This window comes from Rhodococcus sp. P14 (assembly GCF_000256505.1).
Taxonomy (GTDB): domain Bacteria; phylum Actinomycetota; class Actinomycetes; order Mycobacteriales; family Mycobacteriaceae; genus Rhodococcus; species Rhodococcus ruber.
Window position 1 is genome coordinate 1 of record NZ_AJFC01000251.1, and the last position, 12,184, is coordinate 12,184.

Sequence of the window (12,184 nt, forward strand, 5' to 3'; positions counted from 1 at the left end):
GGCCGTACCTCCACTGGAGACCACCCCGCCGGGGGCGCTGACCGACGCCGCCCGGTACCGGCGGATGGCCCGGCACTTCGGGGCGGTCACCGACCAGGTGATCTGCGGCTGCCACGTCCACATCGGCGTCCCCGATCGCGAGGTTGCCGTGCAGGTCTGCAATCACCTGCGGCCCTGGCTGCCCGCCCTGCTCGCGCTCACGGCGAACTCGTCCGTCACGGCCGGCGCCGACACCGGCTACGCGAGCTGGCGACACATCCAGTGGGGGCGCTGGGCCAGCGGCGGGCCGCCGCCCTACTTCCGGTCGGCTCGGCACTACGACGACGTCGTCGCGATGATGCTCGACGCCGGCGTCGTCCTCGACCCCGCGATGGTCTACTGGGACATCCGGCTCTCACCGCACCTGCCCACTCTCGAGATCCGGATCTGCGACGTGCCCGCCACGATCGAGGAAACCGTCACCGCCGCCGCACTCGTCCGTGGGCTCGTGTCCACCGCACTCACCGCGGTCCACCGCGGGGACCCGGCACCCCGGCTCGAGGCCGAGCGGCTCGAGGCCGCGTGCTGGCGCGCCGCCCACGAGGGCATCGACGGACACGGAATGGACCCGCTGACGCAACGGCCCGTCCGTGCCGCCCGGTTACTGGGTTCGCTGCTCGCACACGTGCGACCCGGCCTCGAGGAAACCGGCGACTTCACGTCCACCCGCGCGTCCGTGCGGCGGATCCTGCGCCGGGGCAACGGCGCGCGACGGCAGCGGCGCGCGCTCGCGATGTCCCGCACCGCCGCGGACTTCGTCGCGGAACTGGCCCGCATCACCGTCGAGGACTGTGCACCGTCCGCTCCCCCGCCGCCGGCCCGGTGAGCGCCCCTACCCGGCCGGCGCGGCGCCGATGTCCTCGTGCCACAGATCCGGGTGCTCGGCGACGAACGTCGTCATCATGTCGATGCAGCGTCGATCGTCGAGCACCGTCACCTCGACGCCGTGCTCGGCGAGCCAGTCGTGGCCGCCGGTGAAGGTGACGCTCTCCCCGATCACCACCGCGCCGATCCCGAACTGCCGGATCAGGCCACTGCAGTACCAGCACGGTGACAACGTCGTCACCATGATCGTCGCACGGTAGTCGCGGCGGCGGCCCGCGGACCGGAAGGCGGCGATCTCGGCGTGCAGCGACGGGTCGTCCTCCTGCACGCGCCGGTTGTGACCGCGGCCGAGCAGGGTCCCGTCCGCGGCGAACAGGGCCGCGCCGATCGGGATGCCGCCCTCGGCGAGGCCCAGCCGGGCCTCCGCGAACGCGACGTCGAGCATCGCGTCCGCCGAAGGGCTCCCCACCGACCCGCGTGCGTTCGTCACGGCACCACCCCGAATCCCGGTCAGGTGAACGACTTGTGGATCTGCGCGCCGTAGCGGCGGACGATCTTCTGCTTGGTCGCAGTGTAGGCGTGGACGTCGTCCTGCAAGCCCCTGTTCTCGAGGGATCGTCGTGCGAGTTCGCCGGCGATCACATCGAGGAACAACTCGGCCAGCAGCAGCCGCGCCGAGTCCCGGAACCGGCCCCGGCCGTCGAGGTACAGCTGCACGGTGGGATCGCCGGTGTTGATGAGAATCGTGCGATGCTCGGGGTCGTACACGGCGCGTCCACCGTCGTCCCGAGATAACGCAGGTCGTAGCCGACGAACATGTCCTCGCCGTGGTCCCGGGACACCCGCCGGCGCTGCACCGGACGAGGCGGCGCCGGGTGCGGCCGCGGCGCATGGTGCGGCGACGGCGCGTCCTCGGCGACGACGATCTCACACCACGCCCAGAACGCACCGGACCGCACCATGATCTCGCCGCGCTCCCCGGGTGTGTCGCCCACGACGGTCCATTCCAGCCGCTGCACACCGGTCCTCTGCTCCACGGCGATCTCGGTGGGCCGTGGGTCGATCCGCAGCGAGTCGGGCAGCGTGTACGAGATCGTCAGCCGGTCGTCGCCGGGAAGGCGCTCGGTGTCGACCTCCAGGGTGACGTGGAACGGGTGGCCGGGCCGGCGGTAGTAGAACGGCGTCGTGAACTGCAGGACGACCGCGTCCTCCGTTCCGGTTGCCGCCGGCGGCGCCGAGGCCGGCGACGGGCCGAGACCGAGGTCCCGGATCGCGGACTCGCTCATCCGGTGCAGCAGGCGGTCGATCATGTGCGCGGTGGTCCCGGAGGTCGTCGCGTGCTCGAGACGTGTGAGCTGATCCCGTTCGGCGAGAACGTATTCGGTGAGCCGGGCGCTGACCGCCTTCGCGAACGCGGCGACGAACGGATCCTTCTCGTTGAGGCCCTCGCGCTCGTCGCGGACGACCGGCTCGCCCCGCCCGAGCCGCTCGATCAACGCCTCGCAGCGCACCGTGCCGAACAGGTACTCGGCGCCCACCTGGTTCTCGTACGCGAACAACTGGCAGTCGAGCACGGCGAGGCCGGACACGACGACGAGGCCGTTGGTGCGCTCGTCGCCCGACATGGTCAGTTCGACGCCCTTGGCCCGCTTCACGGTGAGGGTGAAGCTGTGTTCGGTGCCGTCGTAGACGAAACTGCCGGGCGCCTCGGGACCGATCAGGACGACCGCCGGGGGTTCGTCGAAGAGCACCCTGCCGCTGCGCTGGATCTCCCGCCGGCCGGCGACGTGCACCACCTCGACGGTGCGCCGCGACAGCACCTCCCGCAGATACACGTTGTCGGACAGTGCCTGCACCACGGTCTGGAACCGGGAGATGACCACGTGCGGGTTCTCCACGACCAGGGTCACCCGGGTGCCGTTGCCGTCGAGACCGAGGCGTTCCCGGTCGTCGTCCTCGACGGGCCGGTCGCCCCCGTGGTCGTCGTACAGGTAGCCGCCGTTCTCGCCGCGGAACAGGTCGATGCGGGTGAACCGGCCGCCCCTGACGGTCTCGAGCGTCCCGGCGCCGACCCCGAACACGGCCTGTTTGAGGCCGCGCCCGAAGTAGCCGCGGCCGTGTCCCTCGCCGCGCGAGAGCGGACTGTGCGCGCCCCCGTACGCCAGGATGCGGGCGGCCTGGTCGAACGGCATCCCCTCGGCGTGGTCGGTGACCTGCAGGACCGCACCCGACTGGTGGCGCTCGTAGGTGATGTCGATGCGGGCCTCGGCTGCGGCGCCGCCGTTGCCCAGACGCGAGTAGCTGTCGTCGCTGTTGGTGATCAGCTCGACGAGCGCCTTCTCGATCGAGGCGAAGCGTCGCGAATCGATGCCGATCACGCGCTGGTCCACGGGAATGGGGGCGACTGCCATCGTTCCTGCCTTGTCTGTTCCGTCGGGAAGCCCCGGGGGCGGCGTCCCGAACTTGCCGTGATCGTACCGACGTCCGCGCCGATCCCGGCGCACCCGCATCGCCGGGCGGCGTCACCGCATTTCGTCGCACCCCGTCGACTCCAGGTACTCGTCCGGCAGCCGTCCTTCGGTGACGACCTCACCGCCGGTCCACGTGAACGTCAGCTCCGCGAACCCGGTGGCGGCCGCGTGCGGCTCGCCCTCGCGCGGGTAGGTGTATTCGACGTCGAGGGAGTCGAAGGCCGTGGCGACCACCGCCGGGTTCAGCGCGCATGGCGTGGCCGTGCCGACGTACTCGCCGCGGTGGAACAGCAGCAGGTGGGTCGGTGACGACCCGGTCGCCCCCACGATGCCGACCTGCGCGTAACTGAGGTCGCTGCAGCGGTTGTAGTTGCCGTTGTACGCCCGCAGCCATGTCGCGTCGGGGATCTGTTGGGGCGGGGGCAGCTGCTCGATCACCGCGAACACCTCCGGCGCGTCGAGGTCGACGGCGGGATCGCACGGCTGCTCGTCCGCCGTCGTGGCCGCCACCGACCCGCCGACAGGTGCCTGGCGTGAGGAAGTCGCGGTGGCCGGTTCGGCCACCGGCTGCCCGTCCTGGGTCTGCGCGCATCCGGCGAGGAATGCAATCGCGGCGACCGACACGACGCTGAGACCGGCTGTGCGACTCGACATGGGGCTCCTCGGGCACTCGGGTGCGACGGCGGTCGCCGCGACGGGAACGGATTCTGTCAGTTCGGACCGGTCCGGACGAGAGCTGCGTGGAAGTGTCGCCGTGTGGAAGTGTCGCGGAATGGATGTACCGAGCCTCGACGCAACGCCCACGGTCCCGAAGGCGGGGAACGAACCGCTGCACGAGTCCGGGCGCCTCCTCGGGCAACAGTTGCGGGACTTCTGGGCGTGGGCGTACTCGGACCTGCTCGGCAACGCGATGCGAGGCGTTCTCGCCGAATACCTCGTCGGCACCGCGCTGGGGTGTGTTCACGGTCGTCCCCGACCACCAGCGGCACAGCCGCCGCCGGCCGGGAGTTAACGTGTCCTGCGAGTCCCGCGATGAGAAGTGCGTTCCACTCGGGTCGTCCGAGGACGGACCGAAGTCCGACAACGGTTCACGCGGAAGCTCGAGGTTGCGGCGCCCAGGTTCAAGTTCAAGTGGTCGAACCTCCTACCCGTGCTTTTTCGGGACCTGAGCGATGCGCTCCTCGAGATCTACGACCCCGATGCAGGCCCGGCCGACGCGCTGCGAACGGTCTACGGCGCCCGCCCCACAGTCGAATTCGTTCGCGAGGCGTGGCCCACGCTCAGGGAATCCTGGCTCCGGAGCGACAAGGAATCCCGGCACCGGATTGTCGACGCGCTCCAAAAGGCGCGGAACGAACACGGCCTGGCCAAGGGCACCAGGGCCCAGATGACGTACCTCCGGAATCTGAGGAACTCCAAGACACTGCGGGACATCGTAGGGGCGGAACTGATCGAGGTCGGTGAGGTGGACCGACACGACGAGCCCGGCCCGCGAGCAGCGATCGACACGGCGGCGACCACCCACCGACCGGACAGCGCGGGGAGGACGACACCGTCCGTCCCCGACCGGGCGCACGCGGCGCCGAGGAGGGTGCCGGCATCATTCCTCGCAACGGACCGGTCCTTGTCGATCACACCAGAAAGCGGGTATCCGAGTTGAGCGCCACGTCGAGTTCCGCCGAGTCGCCGGTAGTGGACGCGGCGGAACTCGACGTCGCCCCCGGCTCGATCGTCGTGGTGCGGGACGAGGAGTGGCTGGTCACCCAGGCCGAGGGGGCTCCGACGGGTGGCTCGTCCGAGCGCGGGGCCTGTCGGAACTCGTCGCCGACAGCACCGCCGCGTTCTACTCGAATCTGGACCGGATCGAGGTGCTCGATCCGGCGAAGGCTCAGGTGGTGGCCGACGGCTCCGACGGGTATCGCAACAGACGTCTCTGACTCGAGGCGCTGCTGCGCAAGACGCCCGTCCCCTACGGCGTCGCCGAACAGCGCGATGAGTTCGGTGCGCTGCCCACCGCGGCCGGACCGCGACCTCGTCGACGAGGAGGACGAGATGATTCCTGCGTCACTGGTGTGGCAGCTCGAGCAAGCGTTGCGCATCGTGCCGAGCGTCCGCCGCACTACCGCGTCCAAGCTGATCGCACGCAAGCGTCCCCGGCTGTATCCGATCTACGACGCGGTAGTCGGCAACGTACTCGGTACCGAACGCGCCTACCTCGAGCACCCTGTTGCGGGCAGATAGCCAGGGTCGTCGAGCGGGTCCGCCTCAGGGCACGGTGCTCGGGCTCAGTCCTGCCACGGCGGGAACTCCCCCTCCGCGCGCATGTTCGGATCGTCCCACCATGGGTCGCCGTAGAGCTCGTAAGGATCGCCGAGTTCACGCAGCCGCGTCTCGCCGAGGGCGGTGATCGCCGCGCGAAACACCTCCGTGGTCGCCGCCTGACGGGGGGACGCCTCCAGGTAGCCGACCTCACCGTCGAAGCCGTGCGCGATCCGGTCCATTGCCTCGTCCAGTGGAACGTCCCACGGCTCCCACGGCCGACCGTCTCCGGGCCAGCCGCCGAGGCAGAGGAATCCGCGTTCCGCCAGGTCGCGAATGATCGCGAGGACCCGACCGGACGAGCAGTCGTCGGGGGTGATCCGTTCCGTCAGGGCGACGAACGATCCCAGGGGCATCCAGTCGTCGGACAGTTCGTATAGCAGGAAGTGCTCGAGCCGGGGATTGATCATGCGACATGCACCTTCATTCTCCTCACATTCGGAAATACCACGTCGATGGTGGTGCCGTCCGAGCGCGCCGTGACTGTCGCGCCCCGTCTCACCACCAGCTCGCCTTCGGTACTGCGACAACGCCTCAGGGCATTGATCCTCGAATCCGCCAGTGCCGCCACCTCGTCGACCGCGAGCGTTGTGTCACAGGGACTTCCGCAACGTTCAGCCTCGCCGGACCCCGTAACGCCGGACCGGCCCTTCCCGATCATGAAACGAGCCGGATCGGTACCGAGCGAAGGAGACCCTGCAGTGATCGGACGAATTCTGACAGTCACGGTCGCGGCCGTGGCCGCCACCATGGCGATCGCGCCTGCGGTCGCCCTCGCTCAGGACGGCGCTCCGCGCTACGACGCGACCGAATTCTTCGTCACCCCGTTCGATCCCGGGGCGTTCGGCGAGAACGCGCACAAGGCACTGATTCTCAGCCCGTACGGCACCGGACACCGGATCGAATGCCAGTCCTTCCACGGGCAGACCGCCAACTGCATCCAGCACATCCCGGGCGGGCAGACGAACCCGCTGATCCGGCTCAGTCCCCTTCCTGCCCCCGGCCAGAGCATCCGCCAGGTATGGGCGTACAACCCCATCGCTACCGGCAGCGCCGGCTGACCCAGGACGCGCGGCGAAGTGACGATGCGCCAACACGCCCATCCGGTCTCGAGCACACCTCGAGCCGCCTCGACGCCGTACCCGCTTGTTCCGGCCTCCGGATACCCGCCGCCAAGACAGGACCGCACCATGCTGACACGATCTCCGCTGCGCACGTCGCTGCGCCGCCTTGCCACCGTCACCGCGACCGTCGCCGCCGCGACCGGGCTGACGGTGCTCACCGCCCCGACCGCGTCCGCGTCGACGTTCACCCGCACCGTCGGCGTGCACGACATTCCGGGCATCTTCATCGGAAACACCGGCTCGGTCGGCAATATCACTCCCTTCATCAACGCGGCGGTATACATGCGCACCGATCCGAGTACTCCGCCGCTGCACGGGTGGACCATGGACTTCGACTACTGCCCGTGCACGGTGCACTGGCGCAACGAGACGACCGGCGTCACTGGCACCGCCGACCCCTTCACCGACCTGCTGCCGGCACAGACCGGAGCGGGCACCATCACGGCCACGGTCACCATCGACGGAGCAAGCATCACCGTGCAGTCGGGCACCGCGACCTGGCACGCCGCGTGAACGAGCCGTGACCCCAGGGCCGGACAGCCCACGCACAGTTCCGATTCCACACACGGCGGATGTGACCGAGGGGGATGCTCCCGCCGGCGAGCGTGCCCCTTGACCTTCACACTGTGACAAGCGCTCGAATGGTCTGCGAAGGAGGTGCTTCCCATGAACACAGCCAGCTACGGCGAGCCGGATGCTCGCCTCGTCGATGCCCTCACCGGTGACGATCCGGCGACTCGTCTGCGGGCGGCGCTCGAGGCCGGCACCGTCGCCGACGAGCGGCTCACGACCATCCTCGTCGACCGGTGCGGCGTCGAACCGGACTTCTTCGTCCGCGACATGTTGACGTGGGCACTGTGCCGGCTCCCGGCCGACGTCACCGTGCCGAGACTCCTCGAGGAACTCGACTCCGGCACCGCGCAGGCCCGCAGCCAGGCCCTGCACACGCTGTCCAAGATCGGCGACCGGAAGGCCTGGCCTGCGGTGTCGACGATGCTGCACGACGGAGACGACGACGTCGCCCGCAGCGCATGGCGGGCCGCTGTCGCGCTCGTGCCGGCCGGCAGCGAGGGCCGGCTCGCCGCGGCTCTGGGGATCGCACTCGGACGAGGCGACCACGACCTGCAGCTCAGCCTCAGCCGTGCACTGGCGATGCTCGACGAGGCGGCCGTGCCGGTCCTGGAAGCTGCCACCGCGAGCTCCGACCCCGGCATCCGGGCGCATGCGGAAGCCACCGAACGGCTCCGCCTCGATCCCGACAGCGGGTTCACGCTGTCGCTGGAGCTGGCGAAACGGGTCGCCGCCACCGCACCGGACCGAGCCGGCAGGTGATGGGATGTTGATCGGTGAGGTCTCGCGGCGTTCCGGCGTGAGCACTCGCATGCTGCGCCACTACGACGGCCTGGGTCTGGTGAGGCCGACGGGCCGCACGTCCGGCGGCTACCGCGAGTACACCACCGACGACATCCGCCGCCTCTTCCATGTGGAGAGTCTCAGGAGTCTGGGCTTGTCACTGCACGAAACCAAGCGCGCGCTGGACGAACTCGACTTCGCGCCGGCCGAGTTGGTGCGCGACCTGATCCGGCACACCCGGGCGCGGATCGCCGCCGAGACGGAACTGCTCGCGCGACTCGAGCGGGTCGATTCGGCCGCGCCGGAGGCGTGGGAGGACGTCCTGCGCATCGTCACACTGCTGCACGCGTTCGACTCCGAGTCGGGGTCCCACCGTCAGCAGGCCGTCCTGTCGCAGCACGAGAACGCCGCGCTGCCCGTCGAAGCCCTGGCCGAGGCAGTGCTCGCAGAGGACGACCCGAACGTCGCCGGGGCGCTGCGCTGGTCGTTGGCGAGGGCCGGGGCTGCCGGGCTGGCTGAGTTGGCCGCCGGGCTGGACTCGGCAGACGCCGACGTCCGGCGGCGGGCGATCGTCGCTGTCGCGGAGATGCACCTCCCGGACGCGACCGCACTGCTGAAGAAGGCACTCGACGACAGCGACACCACCGTGCGCGACCGTGCCGCCGTGGCCCTCGGCTCCCGGGGCGCCGGGGAGGCCGTGCCGATCCTGCTGGAGATGGTCGTCGAGGGCCGGGCCGACGTCGAAGCCGCCGAGGTTCTGGGCATACTGGCCGCCGCATCGGTGTCCACGGTCGACGTCGTCCGAGCCGTGCAGGAGGTGCTCGACGGCACGCTCGACGCAGCCGCACGCTTGCGCGTCACGCAGGCGCTCGCCGAGATTCCCGGACCTGCGGCGCGGGACGTCCTCGTCGCACTGACCGGCCACCACGACCGGGTGATCGCAACGACCGCGTCCGTGATCCTGGACAGGCGCGCGTCACCGTGAACGGTGCGGGCGAGCGGTGACTGCCGGGGTGTTGCTCGATCGCTCTGTACCGGTAGGCGTCCTGATCGGCGACCTGTTCCCAGTCGAGGGTGACGGTGGCCCCGACGGTCATGGTGCGGAAACCCTCGGCGGCGATGTTGCTGTAGTGCGCCCAGCACCCGTCCGGGGTCGGTTCCGCGTCGGGGCGGTCCTTCGGGAAGCACCTCGACGCCACCGGCGGTCGGTGCTCGGTCGGCGTCCAGGAAAGCCCATGCCACCCGCGCTCGTCGAACGCCGCGAAGCGACGGCCCCCTACGAGTCGTGCCTCGACTCCCACAACCCGATCACGTTTCCCTCGGTGTCGGAGAAGTACGCCGCGAATCCCATGTCGCCGACGGGCATTCGGGCGGAGATCGTCTTCCCGCCGAGCGATTCGATCCTCTGCAGCGCGGCATCGATGTCCTCGACGTCGACGGTCACGACGGGACTTCTCAGTTCGTCGCGCCGGAACATGCCGCCGTTGATGTACCCGGGTTCGGTGGAGGAGCCGGTCTCGTCGACGGGCCCCGTGGTGACGAGGGTGTAGTCCATGCCGGGGACGTCCGAGAGCGACCAGCCGAACGCGTCGCGGTAGAAGGACCGGGCGCGGTCACCGTCGTCGTAGGGCAGCTCGAAGTGCACGATGCGTCCTGCCATGGCGTTCGCCTCCTGTGCGACCGGACGGCTTCAGCGTAGTCCCCGCGAACGGGTGTACTCGCCCGATCGTGGCCGATCCGCGCTAAGCCGCAGCTAAGCGCCACCGGGTTTGCTCGACGGTGACGATACGGGCGAGCGAGGAAGAACGATGGACGAGAGCACGTTGGCCACGCATTTTCGGGCGGTGCTGCAGTTGACGCGGACGCAGGTCGAGGTACTGGAGGCGCGTCGTCGACGCACCTGCGACCCGGTGGAGCTCGGTGGGCTTCGCCACCGACTGGAATACGCGCTCGGCTACCGGGACGCCCTGGAACAGGCCCTCCGGGAGGGCGGCGCGCCGCCCGAGCGCGCGTCGGTGCGGGCTGCGCGCCTGAGTCGCTGCGTGGAGCAGATCGCGACGACCGGCGACCGGCGCCAGGTGGCGATCCTGGAACGGGTCCTGCACGAGCAGCTGGTGGACCGCACCTGCGCCCTCGCCCGGCTCACCGCGGCCGGCGACCATCGCTCGGTGCACTACTGGGCACGGCGCTACCTGGCGCACTGCCGGAGCCTGGGCGACCCGCACCCGGCCGGGGTCGACGAGCGGTGGTCCGTCAGGTCACGGTGACGGTCATGCTCCGCTCGTCCGCCGACATGTGCTCGGCCCGCTGCAGCTGCAGCGACACCGGCCAGGTCCCGGCCCGCTTGGCGCGCAGGTAGAGGATGCGCTCGCTGCCGGCTCCGGGCAGCGGATTCCGGGACGGCACGAATCGCACGTCGCTGAGCAGCAGCCCCTTGCCGATGTGGGTCGGGCACCAGGTGTAGTCGCGGGAGGTGTTCTCCGGCAGGTGCAGTTCGATGGTGTCGCCCACGGCGACCTGCAGGTCCCGGGGTCCGGTGGTCACGTGCCTCATTGGACCAGCGTACGGCGGTTTTGTGATCTATGTCACTATCGAGAGCGATTCGGGGGACTCGTTCGTCGGAACACGTGTCGTGGGTCCGCGAGGCGGGTATCCGGAGCACCGGCATGGGAATCGACCAGGAAGTGGGAAGGCATATGGCCGCATCGGTGTCAGACGAGTTCGAGATCGAGGCGACGCCCGAGCAGGTGATGCGCGCGTTGACCGACATCGAGCGCATCCCGGAATGGTCGTCCTCTCACAAGGACGTGCAGGTCGAATCCCGACACGACGACGGCCGGCCCCGCGTCGTGCGCATGACGCTCGCCCTGTTCGGCATCTCGGACACACAGGTGATCGAGCACGAGTGGACCGAGGAGTCCACGTCGTGGACGCTGCTCGAGAGCGAGATACAGCACTCCCAGGACGGCGAGTATCTCCTGACGCGCACCGAGCGCGGGACGTGCGTGCGGGTGACGATGTCCACCGACCCGAAGATCCCGGTGCCGGGCTTCATGCTCAGGCAGGGACAGAAGCACGCGATCAAGACCATCCGCAAGGGCCTGACCGAGTTCGTCCTGCGGCACTACGCCTGACCCGGCACAGGCCCCGGCACGCCGAGCCGCCGGCGCGTCGTGCGCGCCGGCGGCTCGTCGCTTCCCGGGATCAGCTCAGGTGGTGGACCTCCTGCAGCCCATACACCGGCGTCGGGATCCCCTCGTGCCGGGCCTTGAGCTGCAGCGCCAGGTACAGCGAGTAGTGCCGCGACTGGTGCAGGTTGCCACCGTGGAACCACAGCCCTTCCTGCCGGGTGGGCTTCCACATGTTGCGCTGCTCACCCTCCCACGGGCCGGGGTCCTTGGTGGTGTCCGAGCCCAGGCCCCAGCACTTGCCGACCTTGTCGGCGACGTCCTGGCCGATCAGATCCGCCGCCCAGCCGTTCATCGAGCCGTAGCCGGTCGCGTAGACCACCAGGTCGGCCTCGAGCTCGGTGCCGTCCTCGAGGATCACGCTGTTCTCGGTGAGCTCGCGGACGCCGCCGTGGGCCAGCTTGATCTCGCCGTCGGCGACGAGTTCGGCGGCGCCGACGTCGATGTAGTAGCCGGACCCGCGGCGCAGGTACTTCATGAACAGCCCGGAGCCGTCGTCACCGAAGTCGAGCATGAACCCGGCCTTCTCGAGCCGGGCGTAGAAGTCGGCGTCGCGCTCACGGATCGCGTTGTAGACCGGGATCTGGAACTCGTGCATGATCCGGTACGGCAGGGACGCGAACGTCAGGTCGGCCTTGGCCGTCGTCATCCCCGCGGCCAGGGCCCGCTCGGAGTACAGATCGCCGAGGCCGAGGTCCATCAGTGAGTCGGACTTGACGATGTGCGTCGACGAGCGCTGCACCATCGTCACGTCGGCGCCGACCTCCCACAGCGCGGCGCAGATGTCGTGCGCCGAGTTGTTCGCGCCGATCACCACGGCCTTCTTGCGCGCATACGCGTCCGGTCCGGGGTGGTGACTGGAGTG

The 12,184-nt window shown here is 69.7% G+C and carries 19 protein-coding genes; 11 read left to right on the top strand and 8 right to left on the bottom strand.

The features are described from left to right. A partial coding sequence (locus tag OEY_RS28635; RefSeq protein ID WP_010595189.1) for a carboxylate-amine ligase occupies nucleotides 1-865 on the top strand: 865 nt, incomplete at its 5' end. A 6-nt stretch (nucleotides 866-871) separates the two neighbouring features. On the opposite strand, the gene OEY_RS0117845 is transcribed toward OEY_RS28635, so the two are convergent. The 4 genes from OEY_RS0117845 to OEY_RS0117855 form a co-directional block, all read right to left on the bottom strand. After that, nucleotides 872-1,309, bottom strand: coding sequence for a nucleoside deaminase (locus tag OEY_RS0117845; protein WP_010595190.1), 438 nt, complete (start codon nucleotides 1,307-1,309; stop codon nucleotides 872-874). A 65-nt stretch (nucleotides 1,310-1,374) separates the two neighbouring features. Then, on the bottom strand, nucleotides 1,375-1,581 hold the full coding sequence (locus OEY_RS31220; protein WP_099527973.1) for a hypothetical protein: 207 nt from the start codon (nucleotides 1,579-1,581) through the stop codon (nucleotides 1,375-1,377). Continuing rightward, nucleotides 1,503-3,275 (bottom strand): ATP-binding protein, encoded by a 1,773-nt coding sequence (locus tag OEY_RS28640; RefSeq protein WP_010595191.1) that lies wholly within the window; start codon nucleotides 3,273-3,275, stop codon nucleotides 1,503-1,505. Before OEY_RS28640 ends, OEY_RS31220 begins: the two co-directional genes overlap by 79 nt. A gap of 111 nt (nucleotides 3,276-3,386) precedes the next feature. Beyond that, complete coding sequence (locus tag OEY_RS0117855; protein WP_010595192.1) at nucleotides 3,387-3,989, bottom strand: LppP/LprE family lipoprotein; 603 nt, start codon at nucleotides 3,987-3,989, stop codon at nucleotides 3,387-3,389. Between the two features lie 118 nt (nucleotides 3,990-4,107). Between OEY_RS0117855 and OEY_RS0117860 the strand changes: the two genes are divergently transcribed. The 4 genes from OEY_RS0117860 to OEY_RS0117875 all read left to right on the top strand — a co-directional run bounded on the left by OEY_RS0117860 (nucleotide 4,108) and on the right by OEY_RS0117875 (nucleotide 5,576). Then, nucleotides 4,108-4,347, top strand: a complete 240-nt coding sequence (locus tag OEY_RS0117860) for a hypothetical protein (protein ID WP_010595193.1) — start codon at nucleotides 4,108-4,110, stop codon at nucleotides 4,345-4,347. A 138-nt stretch (nucleotides 4,348-4,485) separates the two neighbouring features. Further along, nucleotides 4,486-4,995 carry a hypothetical protein gene (locus OEY_RS0117865; protein WP_017681685.1) on the top strand — a complete coding sequence of 170 codons (510 nt, stop codon included), beginning with the start codon at nucleotides 4,486-4,488 and terminating at the stop codon, nucleotides 4,993-4,995. A 91-nt stretch (nucleotides 4,996-5,086) separates the two neighbouring features. Further along, nucleotides 5,087-5,272, top strand: coding sequence for a hypothetical protein (locus OEY_RS0117870; protein ID WP_026137988.1), 186 nt, complete (start codon nucleotides 5,087-5,089; stop codon nucleotides 5,270-5,272). Between the two features lie 55 nt (nucleotides 5,273-5,327). Further along, the gene (locus OEY_RS0117875; RefSeq protein WP_010595194.1) at nucleotides 5,328-5,576 is read left to right on the top strand and encodes a DUF6308 family protein; all 249 of its coding nucleotides are present in this window, start codon (nucleotides 5,328-5,330) and stop codon (nucleotides 5,574-5,576) included. Between the two features lie 44 nt (nucleotides 5,577-5,620). On the opposite strand, the gene OEY_RS0117880 is transcribed toward OEY_RS0117875, so the two are convergent. Continuing rightward, nucleotides 5,621-6,064 (bottom strand): hypothetical protein, encoded by a 444-nt coding sequence (locus OEY_RS0117880; RefSeq protein ID WP_010595195.1) that lies wholly within the window; start codon nucleotides 6,062-6,064, stop codon nucleotides 5,621-5,623. A 291-nt stretch (nucleotides 6,065-6,355) separates the two neighbouring features. On the opposite strand from OEY_RS0117880, the gene OEY_RS0117885 reads away from it, so the two are divergent. The 4 genes from OEY_RS0117885 to OEY_RS0117900 all read left to right on the top strand — a co-directional run bounded on the left by OEY_RS0117885 (nucleotide 6,356) and on the right by OEY_RS0117900 (nucleotide 9,116). Next, nucleotides 6,356-6,715 (top strand): hypothetical protein, encoded by a 360-nt coding sequence (locus OEY_RS0117885; protein WP_010595196.1) that lies wholly within the window; start codon nucleotides 6,356-6,358, stop codon nucleotides 6,713-6,715. A 129-nt stretch (nucleotides 6,716-6,844) separates the two neighbouring features. Then, nucleotides 6,845-7,291 (top strand): hypothetical protein, encoded by a 447-nt coding sequence (locus tag OEY_RS0117890; RefSeq protein WP_010595197.1) that lies wholly within the window; start codon nucleotides 6,845-6,847, stop codon nucleotides 7,289-7,291. A 153-nt stretch (nucleotides 7,292-7,444) separates the two neighbouring features. Next, nucleotides 7,445-8,110 (top strand): HEAT repeat domain-containing protein, encoded by a 666-nt coding sequence (locus tag OEY_RS0117895; protein ID WP_010595198.1) that lies wholly within the window; start codon nucleotides 7,445-7,447, stop codon nucleotides 8,108-8,110. Between the two features lie 4 nt (nucleotides 8,111-8,114). Beyond that, nucleotides 8,115-9,116: a MerR family transcriptional regulator gene (locus OEY_RS0117900; RefSeq protein WP_010595199.1), complete on the top strand. Its 1,002-nt coding sequence runs from the start codon at nucleotides 8,115-8,117 to the stop codon at nucleotides 9,114-9,116. A 291-nt stretch (nucleotides 9,117-9,407) separates the two neighbouring features. On the opposite strand, the gene OEY_RS0117905 is transcribed toward OEY_RS0117900, so the two are convergent. Continuing rightward, entirely contained in the window at nucleotides 9,408-9,791 is a 384-nt protein-coding gene (locus tag OEY_RS0117905; protein ID WP_010595200.1) for a VOC family protein, read from the bottom strand. Nucleotides 9,792-9,939: 148 nt separating this feature from the next. Between OEY_RS0117905 and OEY_RS0117910 the strand changes: the two genes are divergently transcribed. Beyond that, nucleotides 9,940-10,398: a hypothetical protein gene (locus tag OEY_RS0117910; protein WP_010595201.1), complete on the top strand. Its 459-nt coding sequence runs from the start codon at nucleotides 9,940-9,942 to the stop codon at nucleotides 10,396-10,398. Here OEY_RS0117910 and OEY_RS0117915 read toward each other — a convergent pair. Continuing rightward, nucleotides 10,385-10,684: a protease inhibitor I42 family protein gene (locus OEY_RS0117915; protein WP_017681688.1), complete on the bottom strand. Its 300-nt coding sequence runs from the start codon at nucleotides 10,682-10,684 to the stop codon at nucleotides 10,385-10,387. The genes OEY_RS0117910 and OEY_RS0117915 overlap by 14 nt on opposite strands. Nucleotides 10,685-10,827: 143 nt before the next feature. Between OEY_RS0117915 and OEY_RS0117920 the strand changes: the two genes are divergently transcribed. Next, a complete protein-coding gene (locus OEY_RS0117920) occupies nucleotides 10,828-11,265 on the top strand; it encodes an SRPBCC family protein (protein WP_010595203.1) in 438 nt (145 codons plus the stop codon). 70 nt (nucleotides 11,266-11,335) lie between these two features. On the opposite strand, the gene OEY_RS0117925 is transcribed toward OEY_RS0117920, so the two are convergent. Then, nucleotides 11,336-12,184 (bottom strand): NAD(P)-binding domain-containing protein (locus OEY_RS0117925; protein WP_010595204.1); only part of this gene is annotated, 849 nt, incomplete at its 5' end.